The sequence below is a fragment of the Lysobacter korlensis genome (assembly GCF_042434515.1).
Genome location: NZ_JBHLTG010000012.1, coordinates 70,874 through 86,701 on the forward strand (window position 1 = coordinate 70,874; position 15,828 = coordinate 86,701).

The 15,828-nt window shown below is 69.4% G+C and carries 13 protein-coding genes; 6 read left to right on the forward strand and 7 right to left on the reverse strand.

Annotation, left to right across the window (positions count from 1 at the left end):
• Positions 1-61 precede the first annotated feature (61 nt).
• Complete coding sequence (locus tag ACFFGH_RS31030) at positions 62-1,474, forward strand: DNA recombination protein RmuC (RefSeq protein WP_386676173.1); 1,413 nt, start codon at positions 62-64, stop codon at positions 1,472-1,474.
• A 123-nt stretch (positions 1,475-1,597) separates the two neighbouring features.
• On the opposite strand, the gene glpX is transcribed toward ACFFGH_RS31030, so the two are convergent.
• The 7 genes from glpX to ACFFGH_RS31065 form a co-directional block, all read right to left on the reverse strand.
• Complete coding sequence (glpX, locus tag ACFFGH_RS31035; protein WP_386676174.1) at positions 1,598-2,593, reverse strand: class II fructose-bisphosphatase; 996 nt, start codon at positions 2,591-2,593, stop codon at positions 1,598-1,600.
• A gap of 124 nt (positions 2,594-2,717) precedes the next feature.
• Positions 2,718-3,593, reverse strand: coding sequence for a phosphogluconate dehydrogenase C-terminal domain-containing protein (locus ACFFGH_RS31040; protein ID WP_386676176.1), 876 nt, complete (start codon positions 3,591-3,593; stop codon positions 2,718-2,720).
• Positions 3,590-4,387, reverse strand: coding sequence for a sugar phosphate isomerase/epimerase family protein (locus ACFFGH_RS31045; RefSeq protein ID WP_386676178.1), 798 nt, complete (start codon positions 4,385-4,387; stop codon positions 3,590-3,592). Before ACFFGH_RS31045 ends, ACFFGH_RS31040 begins: the two co-directional genes overlap by 4 nt.
• On the reverse strand, positions 4,384-5,166 hold the full coding sequence (locus ACFFGH_RS31050) for a triose-phosphate isomerase family protein (protein ID WP_386676180.1): 783 nt from the start codon (positions 5,164-5,166) through the stop codon (positions 4,384-4,386). The genes ACFFGH_RS31045 and ACFFGH_RS31050 overlap by 4 nt, the downstream gene beginning before the upstream one ends.
• Position 5,167: 1 nt before the next feature.
• Complete coding sequence (locus ACFFGH_RS31055) at positions 5,168-5,638, reverse strand: ribose-5-phosphate isomerase (protein ID WP_386676182.1); 471 nt, start codon at positions 5,636-5,638, stop codon at positions 5,168-5,170.
• Entirely contained in the window at positions 5,631-7,379 is a 1,749-nt protein-coding gene (locus ACFFGH_RS31060; protein WP_386676184.1) for a dihydroxyacetone kinase family protein, read from the reverse strand. Before ACFFGH_RS31060 ends, ACFFGH_RS31055 begins: the two co-directional genes overlap by 8 nt.
• A 76-nt stretch (positions 7,380-7,455) precedes the next feature.
• A complete protein-coding gene (locus ACFFGH_RS31065; protein ID WP_386676186.1) occupies positions 7,456-8,823 on the reverse strand; it encodes an MFS transporter in 1,368 nt (455 codons plus the stop codon).
• 171 nt (positions 8,824-8,994) lie between these two features.
• Here ACFFGH_RS31065 and ACFFGH_RS31070 point away from each other — a divergent pair, with 171 nt between their 5' ends.
• From ACFFGH_RS31070 to ACFFGH_RS31090, 5 genes are all read left to right on the forward strand, one after another.
• Positions 8,995-9,747, forward strand: coding sequence for a FadR/GntR family transcriptional regulator (locus tag ACFFGH_RS31070; RefSeq protein ID WP_386676188.1), 753 nt, complete (start codon positions 8,995-8,997; stop codon positions 9,745-9,747).
• Between the two features lie 21 nt (positions 9,748-9,768).
• Positions 9,769-10,794 (forward strand): class II fructose-bisphosphate aldolase, encoded by a 1,026-nt coding sequence (gene fbaA / locus ACFFGH_RS31075; RefSeq protein WP_386676189.1) that lies wholly within the window; start codon positions 9,769-9,771, stop codon positions 10,792-10,794.
• Between the two features lie 324 nt (positions 10,795-11,118).
• A complete protein-coding gene (locus tag ACFFGH_RS31080) occupies positions 11,119-11,631 on the forward strand; it encodes an alternate-type signal peptide domain-containing protein (protein WP_386676191.1) in 513 nt (170 codons plus the stop codon).
• A gap of 159 nt (positions 11,632-11,790) precedes the next feature.
• On the forward strand, positions 11,791-14,784 hold the full coding sequence (locus tag ACFFGH_RS31085) for a LamG-like jellyroll fold domain-containing protein (protein WP_386676193.1): 2,994 nt from the start codon (positions 11,791-11,793) through the stop codon (positions 14,782-14,784).
• Positions 14,781-15,710: a hypothetical protein gene (locus ACFFGH_RS31090; RefSeq protein ID WP_386676195.1), complete on the forward strand. Its 930-nt coding sequence runs from the start codon at positions 14,781-14,783 to the stop codon at positions 15,708-15,710. Before ACFFGH_RS31085 ends, ACFFGH_RS31090 begins: the two co-directional genes overlap by 4 nt.
• The last annotated feature ends 118 nt before the right edge of the window (positions 15,711-15,828 follow it).

Genomic DNA, 15,828 nt, shown 5'->3' on the forward strand with positions numbered 1-15,828 from the left:
GTTACGGTACCCGTGCGCGTCGGGACCAGGCAATGTCCGAGGCCGTTGCGACACTGGAGCCATGGACCCACTCCTCGCCCTCCTCCTCGGCCTGTTCGCCGGCCTGATCCTCGGCGGCGCGCTCGGCGCGCTGTTTCTCCGTTCGCGCACCGCGACGGTCGCCGCAGGGGTCGACCCGGCGCTGCTCGAGGAGCAGCACGCCCGGGCCATCGTTGAGCTGCAGGCGCAGGAGGCGGCGGCGCGGGCGCAGCTGTCCGCCGAGCACGCGACGCTCCATGCGCGGCTCTCGGCCGAGCACGCGGCGGTGCAGGCGACCGCGGACGGGCTGCGTGAGCAGGTGCGCGTGCTGCAGGTGCAGTACCAGGAGCTGCTCGAGCGCCAGCGCAGGGATGCCGAGGCGCGGGCGGAGGCGGAGCGGCGCGAGAGCAAGGTGCTGCAGGCGCTGACCCCGGTGCAGGAGACGCTGCGGACGATGCAGAGCAAGGTCGTGGAGCTGGAGCAGCAGCGCAGCCGGCAGCACGGCGAGCTGGCGCAGCAGCTGAGGAGCGCCACGGAGTCCGAGGAGCGTCTGCGCGCCACCGCGGAGTCGCTCGCCTCGGCGCTGCGCAACAACGCCACCCGCGGCGTGTGGGGCGAGACCCAGCTGCGGAACGTCGTCGAGGCCGCGGGCCTCGTCAACCGGGTGGACTTCCACCTTCAGTCGAGCATCTCGTCCGACGCCGGAACCGGCCGTCCCGACATGGTGGTGCGGATGCCCGGCGGCAAGTCGATCGCGGTCGACGCGAAGGTGCCATACAACTCCTACCTCGAGGCCAGTCAGATCCCGGCCACCGCCTCGGAGGAGCAGGACGCGCGACGCAAGACGCTGCTCGCCCAGCACGCCAAGCAGGTGAAGAGCCACATCGACGCGCTCGCCGGCAAGCGCTACTGGGATGGACTGGATGCCAGCCCCGAGTTCGTCATCGCGTTCATCCCGAGCGAGGCGCTGCTCTCCGCTGCCCTCGAGCAGGACCCCGGCCTGCTCGATTACGCCTTCAACAAGCGCGTCGCGCTCGCCAGCCCGATCAGCCTGTGGGCGGTGCTGAAGACGGTGGCCCTCACGTGGCAGCAGGATGTGCTGACCGAAGACGCGAAGCGGCTCTTCGACCTGGGCAAGGAGCTCTACGCCCGCCTCGCAACACTCGGCGAGCACGCCGACAAGCTCCGTCGCTCCATCGACTCCACGGTCTCGAACTGGAACACGTTCGCCAACTCGCTGGAATCCCGCGTGCTCGTCACCGCCCGCAAGCTCGGCGACCTCGACGAGTCGAAGGTGCTCGGCGAGCAGAAGGTGATCGACTCGCGGCCGAAGCAGCTGACCGCGGTCGAACTGGAGCTCGCGGCGCTCGACGAGACCGGCCTGCCGCCGCGCCGTCCGGAGATCGACCCCGGCCTGCTGGACATCGAGCCCGGCGAGGTCAGCGCCACCGCCTGACCCGCCCCCGCTTGACCCGCCCCCGAATGGCCCGCGCTCCCTTGCTCAGCGCGGGCCATTCCGGCGTATCCGGCCCGCCGCGGCGGGCCGGATACGCCGAACTGGCCCGGTTTCAGCGTTCGGCTACGACTCGTCGAGCCACTTCTGGGCGAGGTGCTCGGCGGTGACGAACCGGACGGTGCCGGAGCGGGAGCGGAGCACGATGCTCTCGGTGCGGATGATGGGTCCCTTGCGGCGGACGCCCTGGACCAGGGCGCCGTCGGTCACGCCGGTGGCGACGAAGAAGGTGTTGTCGCTGCGCACGAGCTCGTCCGCCTCGTAGACATGGTCGAACTGCAGGCCCGCGTCGAGGCCCTTCTGCTTCTCATCGTCCGTCTTGGGCGCGAGCCGCCCCTGGATGAGCCCGCCGAGCGCCTTGATCGCGCACGCGGTGGCAACCCCCTCCGGGCTTCCGCCGGTGCCGACGCACAGGTCGATGCGCGACCCGTACCGCGCCGCATTGATGCCTGCGGCGACATCGCCGTCGAGCAGCAGCCGGGTGCCGGCGCCGGCGGCTCGGATGTCCTCGATCAGCTGCGCGTGCCGCGGCCGGTCGAGCACCGCGACGCGGAGCTCACCGACCTCGCGGCCGGTCGCCGCGGCCAGCGCACGCAGGTTCTCCCCGATGGGCTTGCGGATGTCCACGACGCCGATCGCCTCGGGACCGCCGACGAGCTTCTCCATGTAGAACACCATCGACGCGTCGAGCATGCTGCCCCGGTCGGACACCGCGATCATCGACAGGGCGTTCTGCCGGCCGGCCGCGGTGAGCGACGTGCCATCGATCGGGTCGACCGCGATGTCGCACGACGGCCCGGTCCCCGTCCCGACCCGCTCTCCGTTGAAGAGCATCGGGGCCTCGTCCTTCTCGCCCTCCCCGATCACCACCGTGCCGTCGAACTCCACCGTGCCGAGGAACTTCCGCATCGCATCCACGGCTGCCTTGTCCGCGGCGTTCTTGTCGCCCTTGCCGATGAACGGCGTCGCGCGGATGGCGGCTGCCTCCGTGGCACGCACCAGCTCCATGGCGAGGTTGCGGTCGGGGTGGAGGTACAGGTCCCCCGCTTCGGTCGTCGACATGGCGTGCATCCCTTCGTTGGGCGAGCGCGGCGCCGCCACGTCGCAACTGTATCCAGACGTGCCCGCCGCGGTCGCCCGGTCCCTTCGGCGGGCTCAGAGACCGTGCACCCGCGGCGAACGACGGTCAGCGCGTAATGCCGTCCAGGTGCAGCATCCGCGTGATCACCAGGTCGAGCTGGTCGTCACTGAAGATCTTCTTCCAGTCGTCCTTGACGATCGACTCGCGGCCGTAATCCATCGCAATGAGGCAGGCGTCGGAGAACGGATTGTCGCCCTTCAGCGTGTTCGCGAGCGCCACCTGCGTGTGGCCGAGCAGCATCGCACGCGCCGCGGCCTCCGGAACGCCGACCGTGTGGACGGTCTCGTGCAGCGCTTCCCGCAGCAGGTCCCCCACCATGCAGGCGACCGTCTCGACGAGCGTCGGCTCGAGGTAGGCGAGCTGCTTCACGGTAACCCAATGCACGTCGACGACGGGCGCGTAGATCACGCGGATCACGGTCTCCGCGATCTGTCGCTTCGCCTCGTCTTCCGACTCGAGTGCGGCGACGACATCCTGCTTCGCCGCGATGCCGCCGAAGGTATCGGCGTACTCCTCGGGCGTATGGCGCTCGACGAACACGGACGGGTGGCACGGGTGCGCGACCGCGTACTCGACGTCGTCGCGCTTCAGCAGCAGATTCGCGTATGCCGCGGCCGGGTCGAGGGTGAGCACGATGGCGCCGCTCTTCAGCTGCGGCACGACCGACTCGCTGACCTTGCCGAGCACCACGTCGGGCACGGCGAGGATGACGACGTCAGCATCCTGGATCGCGGTCTCGGTCTCGGTGATCTCGCGGCCCGCCGCGCGGACGCGCTCCTGGCCTGCAGGCGAGGCCTCGCTGTAGAAGACGCTGTGGTCGGTGCGGGCGAGGTTGTTGGACACGCGCATGCCCATCTTGCCGCCGGCGCCGATCACGGCGATGGTCAGCGAGGGCGAGTTGGTGTGGATGACGTCGCTCATGGGTTCTTGCTCCTTAGATATTCGAGATTCGAGACGGTCCACTCGTCTTCGAGACGAGCGGTTTCGGCGTAGTCGTCCTGCCACGGCAGCCAGTGCTCGATCACCTGGCTGAGGCCCTTCTCGCGGGCCTGAGTGGTCTCGACGAGGTGGTCGTAGTCGAGCAGCCCCTGGCCGAGGGGCGCGCCGGCGTAGAGGAAGCCGACCCAGCCGCCTCGGCGGCTGAAGGCGAACTCCTTCACATGCAGGTTGAGCACGTATGGGGCGGTCCGCTCGACGACATCGCGCGGGTGCTCGAGGTTCGCGACGCAGTTGCCCGGGTCGAGGCAGATGCCGAGGACGGGGCTGCCGACACTGGTGACCACATCGACCAGGTCTGCCGACCGGACCTGCTCATAGGTCTCGAGCGCGAGCTGCACACCGGCGGCCTCGAACTCCGGCACCACCTCGGTGAGCATCCGCTTCGCGTCGTCGATGCTCGGCCGTGAGGTCGGCGAGTAGAGCATGCTTCGCAGCAGCGAAACGCCGAGGGGCTCGGTCATCGCGAGGTATCTCCGCAGGTGGTCCGGCTCGATGCCCTTCGTTCCGAGCTCGAGCTTCACACCGAGCCGGCGCGCGAGCGCCGCGGTCTCCGCCAGCTCCGCCGGCGAGGAGTCCTCGATGGGCGGGTAGTCGCAGATCTGGAACAGCCCGACGCCGAGCTCCGCGGTGCGGGTGAGCATCTGCGGAAGCGTCAGCGGCTCTGGCGCACGCTCCGACCACCGCCAGAAGAACGAATAGGTGCTGAGGCCGATCACGCCGGCACCTCCGCGAGCTGCACCGTCTCGTCGAGGATCGCGGCGAGTGCGGCGGGGTCGTGGGCGAACCGGCCGAGGAACAGCCCGCCGACCGCCGACCCGAGCTTCGGCAGCAGTCCGGGTTTGGCGCTGCCGCCGTAGATCACCCGGCTGCCCTCGTATCCCGGCACCGCGGCGACGTGGGCCGCGAGCCGCTCGGTCACCCCGGCGATGTGAGCGGGAGACGCCGGCTCGGCGGCGCCGATCGCCCAGTGCGGCTCGTAGGCGACGAGGATGCGGCCGGCGGCTCCCGGCTCGACAGCGGAGATCGCGCTGTCGAACTCGGCGATGCAGTCCGCGGCGGCCCGCTCGGGGTCCGTCCGGTCCGCCTCGCCGACGCACAGCACCGGGGTCAGCCCGTTCCTCAGCGCGGCCGCGATCTTGCGGGCGACGGTCTCATCGGTCTCGCCGAAGAGCCGCCGGCGCTCGGCGTGGCCGATCTCCGCCAGCGTGCAGCCGAGCTCCGCCAGCTCTGCGCCGCTCACCTCACCCGTGAAGGCGCCGCGGTCCTCCCAGAACAGGTCCTGCGCGCCGACCAGCACGCCGGCCGGCGTCAGCCGCTCAACGGCGGCGGGCAGCGCTGGGAAGCTCGGGATAACGAACAGCTCGGCGGCTCCGGAGAGGAGTGCCGGGTGCCCGGCCGCCAGCTCCGCGACGCGGTCGAACCAGCGGAGCGCTTCGGCGTGGCCGAAGTACATCTTGAGGCTCACACCGATCGTGAAGCGCGGTCGATACGTCATATCAGGCGTCCGTCGATTCCTCGTACTGGTCGATCACGGCGACCTTCTGCGCCGACGCGCCCTCGGCGTCGAAGCGGTAGGTCAGCCACTCCTTCGCGAGTCGCCGGGCCAGCTCGAGGCCGACGACCCGCTGACCGAAGGTGAGCACCTGGGCGTTGTTGCTGAGCACCGCACGCTCCACGGAGAAGCTGTCGTGTGCGGTGACGGCACGGATGCCCTTGACCTTGTTCGCGGCGATCGCCACCCCCAGGCCCGTGCCGCAAACCAGCAGCGCCCGGTCGGCCTCACCGCGGGCCACCATCTCCGCGGCCGCGATCGCGACCGTCGGGTACGGGGTGTGCCCGTCGGCGTTCACGCCGACGTCCTGCACCTCGGCCACGCCGTCGTTCTGCTCCAGGTCGGCCTTGAGGGCCTCCTTGTACTCGTACCCTGCGTCGTCGGAACCGACGACGATTCGCAGCTTGTCAGCCATGCTGTTCCTCCTTCTTGCTGTTCGTGAGTGTCTGGGCCACCGCATCGGCGATGAGCGCCAGGGAGTGTGCGCCGGCGTCCGGCGTGCCGAGGCTCTTCTCGGCGTGCGGACGGGCGCGTCCCATCTTGGGAAGCAGGGTTGCCGTGCCGTCGGCCGCGGTCCGGGCTGCCGCCGCAGCGGCCACCCAGCCGTCGGCCAGGCCGGCGCCACCGTCGATCTCGGAGCGCAGTGTCTCCGCGAACGGCACCAGCGCATCCACCATCGTCTTGTCGCCGACGCTCGCCTTGCCGAATCGCATGACGGCGTCGCTTGCGGACGTGACGCCCCGGGCGACGCTGTCCCGGCTGCCGGCAGCATCATCGCCCAGCTCGGCGGCGATCGAGCGCAGGATGACACCCCACAGCGCACCGGACGTGCCGCCGGCCTTGTCCGCCCAGGCGTCGCCCGCCTGCTCCAGCACCGTGCCGGCACCCCCGCCGAGTTCGACGGCGTGCACGGCGGCGGCCACCGCGGCGCGGATACCGCGCTGCATGCCGATGCCATGGTCGCCGTCGCCTGCGATCGAGTCGATGCGTCCGAGCTCGTCGGCCTCCCGGTCGATCACCGCAGCGGCCGCCTCCAGCGCCGCCACGACGGCGCGGGCCGTCTGCTGCGACTCGGGCGACGCCTCGGCGATCGCGGCTTCGGTCTCTGCAGCCGCCTCCCCCGCTGCTTCCGCCGGTGCGAGCGCCTCGAGGGCGCCCTTGCGGTACGCCGGTGTGTCCGCCGGTGCCGTCCACAGCCGCTCCAGCTCGTCGTCCAGCCAGAACAGGGTCAGCGATGCCCCGGCCATGTCGAAGCTGGTCACCAGCTCGCCCACGTCCGGCTCGACGACCACGACACCGCGTTCGGTGAGGAGCTGCGCGATCCGCCGGTAGACGACGAACAGCTCCTCATACTTGACCGACCCCAGGCCGTTCAGCACCACGGCGGCGCGATGCCCATCCACTTCGTCGACACCGTCCGGCAGCTCTGCCAGCAGGGACGTGACGAACAGCTCCGCCAGCCCGTCTGCGGTGGGGACGTCCGTCTCGTCGATGCCCGGCTCGCCGTGGATGCCCAGGCCGACCGCCATCCGGCCGGCCGGGACAGTGAACAGCGGCTCCGCGGCGCCGGGGAGCGTGCAGCCGCTGAACGCGACACCGAACGACCGGGTCGCCTCATTGGCGCGGGTCGCGACGTCCACCACCTCGTCCAGCGTCATCCCGGCTTCCGCGGCGGCACCGGCCGCCTTGAACACGGTCAGATCCCCCGCGATGCCGCGGCGCTTCTGCTTCTCCTCCACCGCGGCGCTGGAGATGTCGTCCGTGACGAGGACGGTCTGGCACTGGATGCCCTCGGCCAGCAGCCGCTCCTGCGCCTGCGCGAAGTTCAGCACGTCGCCCGCGTAGTTGCCGAACGTCAGCAGCACCCCGCCGCCGTTCTCGGCGGCCTTCGCCACCGAATACACCTGCTGCGCAGACGGGGAGGCGAACAGGTTGCCCATCGCCGCGCCGGCCGCCAGCCCACGGCCGACCAGCCCGCCGAACGCCGGGTAGTGGCCGGAGCCGCCCCCGATCACCACAGCGACCTGGCCCTGCGGGGTGCCGCTGGATCGCACCACACCGCCGGGCACGCGGCGCACCCATCGGGAGTTCGCCGCGACGAAGCCCTCGATCATCTCGTCGGCGAATGCGGCAGGTTCGTTGAACAGACGGGTCATGTCCCAGGCTTTCTGCGTCGTTGTCGGATGGCGGTGACGTGCGGCGGCTCGGATCCGTCCGCCGAACACTCCGACGCTACGGGTTGTACTTGTCGAGCACCTCTGGATCGGTGTTCACCGGCTGGCCTGCCGTGTGCGGGCGGCGAGACAGCAGCACCATCAGGAGCGCCGACAGCGCCATGAATCCGCCGACGATGAACATCGGAGCCTCATAGCCGCCGGTCCAGTCCGCCACCGCGCCAGTGATGTACGGCGCCGCAAAGCCGGCGACGTTGCCCATCGTGTTGATCAGCGCGATGCCGGCCGCCGCCGCGATGCCGGTGAGGAACTGCGTGGGAAGTGTCCAGAAGTTCGGCAGCGCGGCGAAGATCGCGGACGCGGTGATGGTGATGACGGCGATGGTGGCGACGGCCGATCCCGCATACAGCGCCACCGGGATCGTCACCGCGCCCACGACGGCCGGGATCGCGATGTGCCAGGTCTTCAGCCCGCGGCGACTCGCGTCGCGGCTCCAGAAGTAGAGCGCCACCGCTGCGGGGAGGTACGGGATGGCGGTGATGAGGCCGCGCTGGAAGACGTCGAACGTGGTTCCGTACAGTCCCTCGAACTCGGCGATGATCGTCGGCAGGAAGAAGGCCAGCGCGTAGAGACCGTAGATGAAGCCGAAGTAGATGAAGCAGAGCACCCACACCCGGCCGCTGCCGAGTGCACCGCGGATGCTGGGGTGCTTCCCCGTCGCGCTCTCGGTCGCAGCGCGCTCCTTCTGCAGGGCGCTCGTGAGCCAGGTCTTCTCCTCGGCGGTCAGCCACCTCGCGTCGGCCGGGCTGTCCGCGAGGTAGAACCAGGCGATCACTCCGACCACGATGGCCGGCACTGCGACGCCGAAGAACATGAATCGCCAACCCTCAAGGCCGAAGAAGAACCCGTCCGCCTGGATCAGCAGACCCGCGATGGGGGCGCCGATCACCGTGGTGAGCGGCTGCGCCAGGTAAAACAGCGAGAGGATCGTGCTGCGGTACTGCGCCGGAACCCACAGGCTCAGGAACAGGATGGCGCCGGGGAAGAAGCCGGCCTCTGCCACACCGAGGATGAAGCGCAGCACAACCAGCGACTCGAAGTTCCACACCCACGTGAACAGCAGGGAGACGATGCCCCAGCTCACCATGATGCGGGCGAGCCACCGCCGGGCGCCGAAGCGGTGCAGAGCGAGGTTCGACGGCACCTCGAGGATGATGTAGCCGATGAAGAACACCCCTGACGCGAAGCCGAACTGAGCCGCCGACAGCGCGAGGCTGTCGTTCATGCCGTTCGGCCCGGCGAACCCGATCGCCGTGCGGTCCAGGAAGTTGATGAAGAACATCAGCGCGACGAACGGCACCAGCCGGATCGCGACCTTTCGGATTGCCGATTGCTCGACGGTGCGGCTCGCCGCTGCCCTGCTCATGAAGAACCCCTTCGTTGTTCACAGCGCCGTCACGACGCCTCCACCTGCCCCGCGATCAAGTATCGACTTCGCTCCACAACCTGTCAACCGGTTGACCAATTATTCGGAGCTGAAGAGGATGGATTCCGTGCCGCTATATGGTCCGCCCGCTGCCTGGTAGCCTTCCCAGCAATGCCGGCTTACCCAGGAGACGACGCGGATCGCATCAGCGCCGCGCTCGGCACCGTGCCCTCGGGCACCGCCGTCAGCACGGTCGCGAAGCGACTGCTCGACTCCTTCACCAGCGGCGACATCGAGGCGGGCACACGGCTCCCGGCCGAGCGGCAGCTCGCCGCATCCCTCGGCATCGGCCGCTCCGCGGTCCGGGAGGCCCTGGCGGCGCTGGAGATCCTCGGCATCGTCGACGTGCGACCGGGATCCGGCACCTACCTGCGCGGCAACGCCTCGGAGCTGCTGCCCGAGACGCTGAGCTGGGGCATCATGCTGAGCGCCGGACGCACCGCCGAGCTGATCGAGCTGCGCGGCGAGCTCGAGGTGTTCGCCGCGCGGAAGGCGGCCGAGCGGATCAGCCCCCGCGATCTGGACCAGCTGCGGAAGCACCTCAAGGGCATGCACGACAACCTGACCGACCGGTCGCGCTTCATCGAGTCCGACCTGAAATTCCACCTGCAGCTGGCCCGCAGCGCGGGCAACCAGGTGCTCTTCGACCTGCTTCAGAGCATCCGATCGCTGCTGCGCCTCTGGGTCGAGCGCGGACTCGACTCGCAATCCGACGCGGAGCTGGCCTACCAGGAGCACGCCGAAGTGCTGACTGCGATCGAGCAGGGCGACCCCGATGCCGTCACCGCGGCCATGCGGCACCACATGCGCACCGCCGCCGACCGGCTGATGCGGACAATAGACTCGACGGCGACCATGAAATAAGTTCCGCGCCGAGGAGGCCGCATGCCCGTCGCAACTCCCGATCAGTACGCAGAGATGCTCGACAAGGCCAAGGCCAACGGCTTCGCCTATCCGGCGGTGAACGTATCGTCGTCGCAGACCATCAACGCCGTGCTCCAAGGCCTCAGCGAGGCAGAGTCCGACGGCATCCTCCAAGTCACCACGGGCGGCGCGGACTACTTCAGCGGCCCGACCGTCAAGGCCCGCGCTTCGGGAGCTCTCGCGTTCGCCGCATTCGTCACCGAGGTGGCGAAGAACTACCCCATCACCGTGGCGCTGCACACCGACCACTGCCCCAGAGACGCCCTCGACGGCTTCGTGATGCCGCTGCTCGAAGCCTCGGAGAGCGAAGTGAAGGCGGGCCGCAACCCGATCTTCCAGTCGCACATGTGGGACGGATCCGCCGTGCCGCTCGATGAGAACCTCCGGGTAGCGAAGGATCTGCTGCCTCGCATGAAGGCCATCCGCTCGGTGCTGGAGGTCGAGATCGGCGTCGTCGGCGGCGAGGAGGACGGCGTCAGCCACGACATCAACGAGCACCTGTACACGACGCTCGACGACGCGGTCGCCACCGTCGAGGCGCTCGGGCTCGGCGAGCAGGGTCGCTACATGGCCGCACTCACGTTCGGCAACGTTCACGGCGTCTACAAGCCGGGGAACGTCAAGCTCCGCCCCGAGCTGCTCAAGGAGATCCAGGACGGGATCGCCGCCAAGTACGGCACCGGCCCGAAGCCGCTCGATCTCGTGTTCCACGGTGGCTCCGGCTCCTCGGACGCCGAGATCGCCGAAGCGGTCGCCAACGGCGTCGTGAAGATGAACATCGACACGGACACCCAGTACGCCTTCACGCGCTCGATCGCGGACACCATGTTCCGCAACTACGACGGGGTGCTGAAGGTCGATGGCGAGGTCGGGAACAAGAAGGTCTACGACCCGCGGGCCTGGGGCAAGACGGCCGAGAGCGCGATGGCCGTACGCGTCGCCGAGGCCACCCGGCAGCTCGGCTCGGCCGGCTTCTCCAAGAAGTAGCGCACCGAGCACAAACCTCATCTGCCGTGTCCTCGAAAGGGAGGACACGGCAGATTTTGTTTGACCGGCCCGTGTCCGCAAGAGTGCGGACAGGCATGTCCCCCGCATCAAAGTGCGCTTTGACCTGGGCTTTTGTGGACGGCTGGGCCGAATCCGCCCCTGATCGGGGGTCCCCCACACTGGGCTGTTGTCCCCTCTTGTCCCCCCTTATGCGGACAGGCAATCCTCTACTCGGGGAACGAAAGGCACCGGCCCCGAAGACCGGCCGCCGAACACACGAACCACCGCAACCGAGCCCCGCACCACCCGACCAAAGGACACGCAATGAACAAGCTCGTCAAGGGTTCGATCGCCGGAGCAGCCGGAATCGCCCTCCTCCTCGGCGGAGCCGGAACCTTCGCCCTGTGGAACTCCACCGTCGCGCTCCCTGCGCACACGATCACCGCTGGCAACCTGTCGCTCGTCAACGACCTCAACGGCGTGTGGACGAAGGATGGCGTGGCCATCAACCCCACCAGCTACCGCATCGTCCCGGGCACCACGCTCGAGTACAACCAGACCCTCACCGTCAACGCGGTGGGCGACGGCCTCAAGGCCAACCTCACCTACTCCGGTCTCACGGCCACGGGCAACCTCGACGCGCTGATCACCAAGACGCTCGCCGTCAGCTCGGCTTCGACGAACGCCACCGTGAACGGCAGCACCATCGCCTTCACCCCCGGCACCGCGAAGGTCAACGTGAAGATCACCGTGAGCTTCCCGGCGTCGGCCACCACCGGCCAGAACGAGACGCTCAACCTGAACGCCGTCACCTTCACCCTCACCCAGACGGTGTAACCCGCGTGAGGCTGCCCCGCAGCCCCCTTCCTCCGGGGCAGCCTCACCTCCTCCCAGCACGACAGCTGCACTGCGCAGCTCGGCAGTCGCCCCGGCACCGGCATCCGCAGCACCCGACTTCCCACCTCTCCCAAACCCGTCAGGAGCAGGACCGGCATGATGAGCGACCCGACCGCCACACCCCGCGGCATCCTCACGCAGCTGCGACAGCGGGTCACCTCCGCCGTCGCGAGCCAGCGGACCGCCCGCAAGGCATTCGCCCTCGTCGCCGGCTCCGTCGCACTCGCACTCGGCCCCGTCTCCGGCACCGCGGCGTTTTGGACCGGCTCGGTCGCGCTGGCGCCCGGCACCCTCACCGCCGGCTCCGTCGTCGCTGACGTCGGCGGCTTCACCGGCCTCGACCACACCTTCACGGCGAGCGCGCTCAGCACGACGTCCTACGCCACCATCTCGAACTCGGGCGCCTCCACCGCCGACTACTCCATCGCGTTCGCCCTCGGCGCCGGCAGCTCGGCTGCCCTCGCGAACGACATCACCGTGAACCTGTGGCTCGAGGCGAACCCCGTCGCCTGCACGGCGACGGCGACGGTCGGCCCCTACGGCTGGACCGGCACCTGGGCGTCCTCGCCGCAGTTCACGGGCTCACTGCCGGGCAACACCTCCGGCGTGGTCTGCATCCGCACCCGCATGCAGGCCGACGCGCTCGCCACGAGCGCCACGATCCATCCAAGGGTCAGCATCAACCTGACCGTGCCGGGCACCACCTGGACCAGCAGCGACTCCGTCTCCGCGACGCAGAAGGTGCTCGCTCCGGGACTCGCCGGAACCGACTACACCGACCAGGTGCTCGCAGACGGCGCCACGCGCTTCTGGCGTCTCGGCGAGGCGAGCGGCGACATCCTGTACGACTGGGTGGGCACGGACGACGCCTACGCGTCGAGCGGCACCACCCGCGGCACCGCGGGACCCGCCGCACTGGCACCCGACACCGCGACCACCTTCCCGGGCACCATCAGCGCCGGCACACGCACACCGCTCGCCGCTCCGCAGTCGTTCGCCGTCGAGGCGTGGTTCAAGACCACCACCACGACCGGCGGCAAGATCGTCGGCTTCGGCAACGCGAGCACGGGATCCTCCAGCAGCTACGACCGGCACCTCTATATGGATGCGACCGGCAAGGTGTACTTCGGTGTCTGGCCGAACACCGCCAGCATCGTCGCGTCGCCGACCAGCTACAACGACGGCGAGTGGCACCACGTCGTGGGCAACCTCGGCGCCGGCGGCCAGGAGCTCTACATCGACGGCGTCCGGGTCGGCCGCAACGCCACGATCACATCATCCGTCGCCTACACCGGCTACTGGCGGATCGGCGGCGACTCCGCGTGGGCCGGCGACATGTACTTCGACGGCGCCATCGACGACGTCGCGGTCTATGCGGCACCCCTCAGCTCCACGCAGGTCAGCCGGCACTTCAACGTCTCCGGCGAAGGCGCGTTCCCGGCCGGTGTGGGCGACCCGTACGGCGTCGCGGTGTACTCCGACGCCCCGACGCTGTACTGGCGGTTCGCCGAGAGCAGCGGAACGATCGCGGCAGACTCGAGCGGCAATTCGAACACCGGCGGCTACTCCGGCAACGTGACGAAGCCCGTCGCGGGGGCCATCGGCTCCACACGGAACACCGCGGCGTCGTTCAACGGCACGAACGGCCTGGTCGCGAGCAGCACGCTGTTCACCAACCCGCAGAACTATTCGGTCGAGCTGTGGTTCAACACCACCACGACCACCGGCGGCAAGCTCGTGGGGTTCGGAAGCGCCCAGTCCGGGAACTCGAGCAGCTACGACCGCCACGTGTACCTGCAGAACGACGGCAGGCTGCGCTTCGGCGCCTACCCGGGCAGCACGCAGACCGCGACGTCCACGGCCTCGTACAACGACGGGCAATGGCACCATGTCGTCGCCACCCAGTCCAGCACCGGCGGCATGAAGCTCTATGTCGACGGCCGGCTGGCGGGAGAGAACTCCGCGACGACGCCGCAGAACTACAACGGTTACTGGAGGGTGGGCGGCGACAACCTCAACTCGTGGCCGGGCATCCCGGCGACGCCGTATGTGACCGCGAGAATCGACGAGGTAGCCGTGTACCCGGTCGCCCTCAGCGAGGAGAAGGCGAAGCGGCATTACGCGGCGGCCACCGGCACCCCCGTCGCGCTGTTCACCGCGTCGATGAACGGACTGGCCGGCAGCTTCAACGCCACGTCGTCCGCCGATGTGGACGGCTCCATCACGAGCCACAACTGGGACTTCGGTGACGGCACCGCGGCCGGCAGCGGCGTCACCGTCGCGCACACCTACGCGACGCCGGGCACGTACGACGTCACTCTGACGGTCACCGACAATGCCGGCAAGCAGAACGTCGCCTACCGCACCGTGACCGCCACCGACATCACGGCCCCGAGCACGCCGCGGGCGCCCACCAGCTCCGGCAACACCGGCACCACGGTGACGTTGAACTGGACCGCGGCGACCGACAACGTCGGCGTGACCGGGTACGACCTCTACCGCAACAACGTGTTCGTCGCGACGGTGAACGGGCTGACCTACACGGACACCAACCGCGCAACCGGACAGAGCTACAACTACACGCTGCGGGCGCGAGACGCAGCGGGGAACGTCTCCGGGGCCTCGGCTTCGCTGGTCGTCACGACGCACGTGGTCAACACGGCTGCCTGGTACTCGGTGAAGAACCTGAACAGCGCCAAGTGCATCACCAGCATGGGCACCACCAACTCGTCCGCGCTGCAGGCGCTGACGTGCGCAGCGCCCGCCGGAACCGACCAGGCATTCCGGTTCACGCCGACGACCAACGGATACTTCCAGGTCGAGTCCCGTGCGCTGAGCTCACTCGTCTGGGATGTCAGCGGCGCCAGCACCGCGGAGAACGCGCAGGTGTTCATGTACACGACCCACGGAGGGGCGAACCAGCAGTGGCAGCTCACGAAACACGCGGAGAACGGCTCGTTCTCGTTCGCGAACCGCGGCAGCACCAAGTGCGTGCAATTCGCCGGCGGCTCAGCCCTGGATGGCGCCCAGCTCCAGCAGGCGACCTGCGCCGCGACGGACTTCCAGCGCTTCAGCCTGGTCGTGGCACCGTGATCCGGCGGCTGCTCATCCTCGGCATCGGTGCGGCCGGCGTGCTGCTGCCGCTGCTCGCCGCCCCGACCGCGGCCGCCGCCGACGAGACCGGGGGCGCGCTGATCAGCCTCGACGGGACGACGTTCTCGGAGACGGCGGGCGGCGCCCTGTTCCGGGACGGTCTTGTGCTCGTGCCGGGCTCGAGTGTTACGGGCACGTTCTGGGTCAAGAACGACTCGGACCGGCTGGCGGATCTGCACATCTCGGTGGCTGATGCCTCTTCGTCCAGCACCACGCTCATGGATTCGCTGACGATGCAGGCCGCGACCTCGGCGAATCCGGCGGGAGCCACCGTGACCCTCGCCGACGCCGCCGCGTGCACCACGTTGCTCAGCGGTGAACGGCTCGACGCGCAGACCGTCACACCGGTGCTCGTCACGCTGCGGATGGACCAGTCCGTCGGGAACGACGACCAGGGCTCGACGGCCGACGCGCGGATCGTCGTCTCGCTCGCGGACCCGTCCGCCCCGCGACGGCAGCCAGACTGCGCGGAGGGCGGCAGCATCCCGATCACGCGGCCTGTCCCTCAGCCCGACCGCGGCACCGGGTCCGGTTCGGACACCACCCTCGACCCCGGAAACTCGGTCGGTGGCCCCGGCAGCGTGGAAGGCGGTCCCGCGACGGACTCCCCCGCGCCCACCGAGACTCCTGTGCCTGCGCCGGCGTCCGGCACTCCCCCGGTCCCCGTCGCGCCCACAGTGCCCACCGGCTCTCCCCTGCCGCTGCCGCTCCTCGGCACGGGTGGACTGGCGCTCGGTGCGGTCGCCTTCCTCCTCGCCAAGCGCCTGAGGAAGCCGGCCGTGAGGAGGCAGGCTGAGGAACCCGCATCGTCGGATCCGCTGGCTGACCTGGGATTCCGGACCACGCAGCCCACACCGCACCCCTGATCGGGGGACCCCCGCTCTGGGTCATCCGCGCATCTTGTCCGCAACATGGTGGACCAGCGATGCTCGATGCGGGGGACATCCGGGCACGCCGGAGTGATCCCGAACTCCGGGGGGAGAG